1 protein-coding gene is annotated in these 511 nt (G+C 63.8%); it reads left to right on the top strand.

Features of this window, described 5'->3' with window-relative positions; all coding sequences use genetic code 11:
* Positions 1–511 (top strand): TerC family protein (locus DC522_RS34155; protein WP_133239477.1); only part of this gene is annotated, 511 nt, incomplete at both ends.

Here is a 511-nt window from a genome sequence, read left to right as displayed (position 1 = left end):
ATTCTCGGCGGCGTCTTCCTGATCGCCAAGGGCACGCTGGAACTGCACGAGCGCCTGGAGGGTGACCACAGGCCAAAACAAGGCAGGATCGTCCAGGCCGTCTTCTGGCAAGTCATCGTCCAGATCGTCGTGCTCGACGCGGTGTTTTCGCTGGACAGCGTCATCACTGCCGTCGGCATGGTTGACGAACTGTGGGTGATGATCACAGCCGTCTGCGTGGCCATGGCCGTCATGATCGCCGCCTCCAGGCCACTGATGGCGTTCGTGTCGCGGCACCCGACCGTGGTCATCCTCTGTCTCGGCTTCCTTCTGATGATCGGCTTCAGCCTGGTGGTCGAAGGCTTCGGCTTCCACATTCCGAAGGGCTATCTCTATGCCGCGATCGGCTTTTCGGTGCTGATCGAGGCGGCCAACCAGCTCGGCCGCCGCAACCGCGAGAAGGTCATCAGCACCGGCGACCTGCGCGAGCGGACCTCCGAGGCCGTGCTCCGGCTGCTTGGCGGCCGTGTCG

The organism is Microvirga sp. KLBC 81 (assembly GCF_003075415.1).
Lineage (GTDB): Bacteria > Pseudomonadota > Alphaproteobacteria > Rhizobiales > Beijerinckiaceae > Microvirga.
Note: the sequence above shows the minus strand (reverse complement) of the source record. Positions and strands in the feature narration are given on the sequence as shown.